The sequence below is a fragment of the Rhizobacter sp. P3_B12 genome, assembly GCF_056402895.1.
Genome location: NZ_JBFUGN010000406.1, coordinates 1 through 5,246, shown reverse-complemented (window position 1 = coordinate 5,246; position 5,246 = coordinate 1). Strand labels below are relative to the sequence as shown.

Genomic DNA, 5,246 nt, shown 5'->3' with positions numbered 1-5,246 from the left:
GCACCTGCACCTGCACCTGCACCTGCACCCGCACCTGCACCTGCGCCCGCACCCGCACCTGCACCTGCACCTGCGCCTGCGCCTGCGCCTGCGCCTGCGCCTGCACCTGCACCTGCACCTGCACCTGCACCTGCACCTGCACCTGCGCCTGCGGCACAAATCACCTGGCCCGATCCAGCGGCCATCGACTGGGGAACGGCACTCAGCACGGCCCAGCTGAACGCGAAATCGAGCATCCCGGGCACGTTTGCCTATTCACCCGCCATTGGCGCGAAGCCCGAGGTCGGCGTCCAGACGCTGTCGCTCACGTTCACGCCGCAGGACAAGACGAAGTACCCGACGAGCACCGTCGTGCGCAAGCTGACGGTCCACAAGGCCCAGCCGCCGGTCCGGTGGGATCTCCCCGCTGCCGTGCTCCAGGGGACCGCGCTCACGCCCGCGCAGATCACCACCGCGCCCTACGCGATCTACGGCGTCCAGGGCACTGCCGATCCGGCCTCCTACATGACCGACGACGGCAAGCCCCTGGGCAGCGCCACCACGGCCGCCGCCGGGACCGCCCTCGTCCAGGCCACGTTCGTGCCGAAGGACAGCGCGCACTACATCTCGTCGGTCATCAGCACCACCCTGACCATCGCGCCGGCCCCGGCCGCGGCGGCCATCGACTTCGGCGATGCGAAGCAGACCATCCAGGGCTTCGGCGGCTCGGCGGCCTGGTACTACAGCAAGATGTCGGACGAGCGCCTGAACGTCCTGTTCGGCACCAGCACCGCCGACAGCCTGGGGCTGAACATCATCCGGCTGCGCATCGCGCCGGCGAACTGGAACGCCTCGGCCAAGACCGCCGACACCACGCAATGGACTGCCGAGCTGGAGAACGGCATCGGTGCCCAGGCGCGAGGAGCCATCGTCTTCGCTTCGCCGTGGTCGCCGCCGGCGAGCATGAAGATCATCAACACGGAACGCACCAACCCGCTCTACAGCGGGCGCCTCGACCCCGCGATGTACGCGGACTACGCCCAGTACCTGAACGCCTACGTCCGCTATGCCGCCACGCGCAATGTGAAGCTCTACGCCGTCTCGCTGCAGAACGAGCCGGACTGGGACCCGAAGGACTACGAGTCCTGCCTGTGGAACGCCGACGAGATGACGGCCTGGGTCGGCGGCTACGGGGCGACGGCCATTGCCGGCACCACCACCAAGCTGATGGCGGCGGAATCGTTCTACTACTCGCAGGCCACCACCGACACGCTGCTGGCCGACACCAAGGCGGCCAGCAACCTCTCGATCGTCGGCGGCCACCTCTACGGCGGCACGCCGAACTATTCCAGCGCGGCCAAGAAGCTGGGGAAAGAGGTCTGGATGACCGAGCACTTCCTGGACTCCGTCAACAAATCGGACTCCAAGTCGTCATGGTCGACCAGCATCGACGACGCCATCGCGATGGCCAAGGAAGTGCATGACGGCCTGACGCTGTCGCAGTACAACGCCTACGTCCATTGGTGGCTCGTCAACTCCAACGACGCGACGCCGACCGGCCTGATCGGCACGAACAACAAGCCGACCTACTTCGGCATCGGGCTGAAGCATTTCTCGTACTTCATCCGTCCGGGCTACGTCCGCTACGACGCGACGGCGCTCCCGCAGAAGGGTGTCCGCGTCTCGGCGTTCGGCACTCCCCCCGGCGCAGCCGACAGCAAGGCCGTGGTCGTGCTCGTGAACGAGAACGCGGCCGACGTCACCCTGACGACGTCGATCGCCCCCGCCGGCCGCGCGCTGACCAGCCTGACGCCGTACCGCACCACCGGGACCGTCACGTTCGCGCAACAGCCCGCGATCGGCGTCAGTGCGAACACCTTCTCCATTTCGCTGCCGGCCAAGAGCATCACGACGCTGGTGAACTGAAAAAAGCAGATCAAGACATGACACTCGACAAGCAAAACAATTCAAGCGCTTCCGCGGCCGGCACCGGCCGCATCGTGCTGCGAACGCTGGCCGGCGTGGCGCTCGGAGCCTTGGCGTCGTTTGCCGCCCATGCCGGCAACTGCGCGGACGCACCGGTCAGCGGCAAGACCTACACCATCGTCAATGAAGCAAGCGGCCTCGCACTCGACGTGCTGGGCTGGTCCAGGGACGACGGCGCCGACATCATCCAGTACCAGTCGAACGGCGCGGCCAACCAGCAATGGAAGCTCACCCAGGTGGCCGACGGATCGTGGTCGCTGCGGCCGGTGCACAGCGAGAAGGCGCTGGACGTCTACGGCTGGCAGACCGGCGACAACACGCCCCTCAGGCAGTGGGCCTACAAGAGCACCGCCAACCAGCTGTTCGCGCTGCGCGGCGCGGGCAGCGGCGCGGTCAACATCGTCTCGAGCTACTCGGGCAAGCTCGTGACCGTCGGTGACGGCAATGCCTTGTCGAAGATCTACCAGGACGCCGACAGGTCGTCGGCGAAGCAGCGCTGGTACCTGAACCCGGTCGACGGAAAATGCGCCGGGACGGCGAGCGGCAGTTTCGGCACCTTCATGGGCCAGACCCGGCTGCTGATCGGCGCACAGATGGACGACTCGAGCGCAGCAGCGGCCCCCTTCGACGTGCGCTACTCCTATCTCGCCAGCCTGCCGGTTCCCGACGACGCCTACCTGAAGGCGTGTCCGAGCACCCAGATGAACTGGTGGGCCTGCTGGGACAACACGCACGCGCCGGCAACGCAGCTGCGCAACAGCATCGCCGCGAACAAGGCCGCGACCTGGCAGAACGCGGCCCGCCCGCGCGTGCCGATGTTCACGTACTACGTGATGAAGTCGGCCGCGGGCTACCAGGAAGGCGAGGCCGAGCTGGCGGCGATGAACGATGCCGCAACGCTCAAGCGCTACCTCACCGACTGGCGCTTCCTGCTGCAGACGATCGGCAAGGAACGCGTGATCCTGCAGATCGAGCCCGACCTGTGGGGCTTCGTGCGCGGCAGGAACAAGGATCCGCATGCCGTGCCGGCCCAGGTGGCAGCCGCCAATCCCACCGACTGCGCCCAGCAGGAGAACAGTGCCGCGGGCCTCGGCCGCTGCATGATCGCGATGGCACGCCAGTACGCACCGAACGCGGCTGTCGGCCTGCATGCCTCGTCGTGGAACCACACCGAGAGCGGCAACGCCGAGGAGATCGGCAAGTACATGCTGGCCCTGGGCGCCGGCAGCGGCGACTTCGTGACCACCGACCCCGCCGACCGCGATGCGGGTTGGTACAAGGCCACCTACAACAAGGACACCTTCTGGACCGACCAGAGCTTCGCGGCCTACCTGGCCTGGAGCAAGAAGCTGGCCGAGGTCGTCGGCAAGTCCACCGTGATGTGGCAGGTTCCGCTCGGCAACTCGCAGCAGAACAACACGACCAACCACTGGCAGGACAACAAGGTGGACTACCTCTTCAACAACCTCGACAAGGTGGCTGACGCGCACATTGCCGGGCTGTTCTTCGGTGCCGGTGACACGCCCCAGACATCGCCGGAAACCGATGGTGGCCGACTGCTCGGCTGGACGCAGGGCTACGACAAGAAGGGCGGCGTGGGGCTGCGCTGATGCGCATTCGCGCCGCTGTCAATCCGATCCGTTCAACACTTCAAGGGAGACGAACAATGAACACCTCACGCACCTTCAAGGCCATGCGCCGCGCCACGATCTGCACCACGGCAGCCCTCGGCCTGCTGGGTTCAGCCGGCCTGGCGCACGCGCAGATTGCCGTCGGCAAGCCCAAGTTCCTCGGCAACATCATTGCCGGCAATCCGCCGGCCAACTTCAGCACCTACTGGAACCAGGTCTCGCCGGAGAACGCCGGCAAATGGGAGTCGGTGGAGCCGGTGCGCGGCCAGATGAACTGGAGCCAGCTCGACGCCGCCTACAACTACGCGCGCTCCAACGGTTTTCCGTTCAAGCAGCACACCTTCGTGTGGGGTTCGCAGGCGCCGAACTGGATCGACGGGCTGAGCGCGCCGCAGCAAGCCGCCGAAGTCGAGGATTTCATGCGCCAGTACTGCCAGCGCTACCCGCAGACGCAATACATCGACGTGGTCAACGAGCCGCTGCACCAACCGGCCAGCTACCGCGAGGCCCTCGGCGGCGCGGGCTCGACCGGCTGGGACTGGATCGTCTGGTCGTTCCAGAAGGCCCGCCAGCACTGCCCCAACGCCAAGCTCCTGATCAACGAGTACGGGATCATCAACGACGCCAATGCGCTGAACCGCTACAAGGGCATCGTCAACATCCTGAAGTCGCGCGGCTTGATCGACGGCGTCGGCATCCAGACGCACTACTTCAGCATCGACAACCTGGCGCCGGCCACGATCACGCAGAACCTGGACACGCTGGCCCAGGCCGGCGTGCCGATCTACGTGTCGGAGCTGGACATGACCGGTGACGACGCCACGCAGCTGGCGCGCTACCAGCAGAAGTTCCCGCTGCTGTGGACGCACCCGGGCGTCGCGGGCGTCACGCTGTGGGGCTACATCGAAGGCCAGACCTGGGTGGCCAACTCGCACCTCGTGCGCCGCGACGGCAGCGAGCGGCCAGCGCTGACCTGGCTCGGCAACTACGTGCGCAGCAACACCGGCGGCGGTGGCGGCGGCACGCCGGGCAAGTCCATCGTCGTGCGTGCACGCGGAACCTCGGGCCAGGAGCGCGTGACCCTGCGCGTCGGCGGCACCGTGGTGCAGAGCTGGACGCTCGGCAAGACCATGACCAACTACACGTTCACGACCAGCCTGTCGGGTGGCAGCACCGTGGAGTTCAGCAACGACGCCGCCGGCCGCGACGTGCAGGTCGACTACCTGAGCGTGAACGGCAGCGTGCGGCAGGCCGAGAACCAGACCTACAACACCGGCGTGTACCAGAACGGCCGGTGCRGCGGCGGCAGCGGCCGCAGCGAATGGCTGCATTGCAACGGCGCCATCGGCTTCGGCGACCTGTGAGCCCCTGCCTCATCTGAACGGAGACCTGTCATGAAGAACACGATGAAACTTCGCAAAGTTCTGTCGACGCTGGCGGCCTTCGTGCTGCCGGCGCTCACCCTGGGGGCCGCGGTCCCGGCACACGCCGCCATCACGGTGGACGGYAACGCCTGGTACACCCTCGTCAACGTCAACAGCGGCAAGGCGCTCGACCTCTACAACTGGATGACCGGCGACGGCGCCGAGTTCCGCCAGTGGAGCCGGCACGACGGCGCCAACCAGCAGTTCCAGCTGGTCAGTTCCGGCA

The 5,246-nt window shown here is 66.8% G+C and carries 4 protein-coding genes; all 4 read left to right on the top strand.

Annotated features, from left to right (window positions below; translation table 11 throughout):
- Window positions 1-351 precede the first annotated feature (351 nt).
- Entirely contained in the window at window positions 352-1,905 is a 1,554-nt protein-coding gene (locus tag AC1D01_RS19745; protein WP_477869255.1) for a glycoside hydrolase, read from the top strand.
- A gap of 17 nt (window positions 1,906-1,922) precedes the next feature.
- Window positions 1,923-3,575: an RICIN domain-containing protein gene (locus tag AC1D01_RS19740; protein ID WP_477869253.1), complete on the top strand. Its 1,653-nt coding sequence runs from the start codon at window positions 1,923-1,925 to the stop codon at window positions 3,573-3,575.
- 56 nt (window positions 3,576-3,631) lie between these two features.
- Window positions 3,632-4,960 carry an endo-1,4-beta-xylanase gene (locus AC1D01_RS19735; RefSeq protein ID WP_477869251.1) on the top strand — a complete coding sequence of 443 codons (1,329 nt, stop codon included), beginning with the start codon at window positions 3,632-3,634 and terminating at the stop codon, window positions 4,958-4,960.
- A gap of 42 nt (window positions 4,961-5,002) precedes the next feature.
- Window positions 5,003-5,246: RICIN domain-containing protein (locus tag AC1D01_RS19730; protein WP_477869249.1), on the top strand; the 244-nt coding region annotated here is incomplete at its 3' end.

Excerpts from the sequence above, each read along its gene's own strand:
- AC1D01_RS19740 (WP_477869253.1), top strand. The coding sequence starts at position 1,923 with ATGACACTCGACAAGCAAAACAATTCAAGCGCTTCCGCGGCCGGCACC.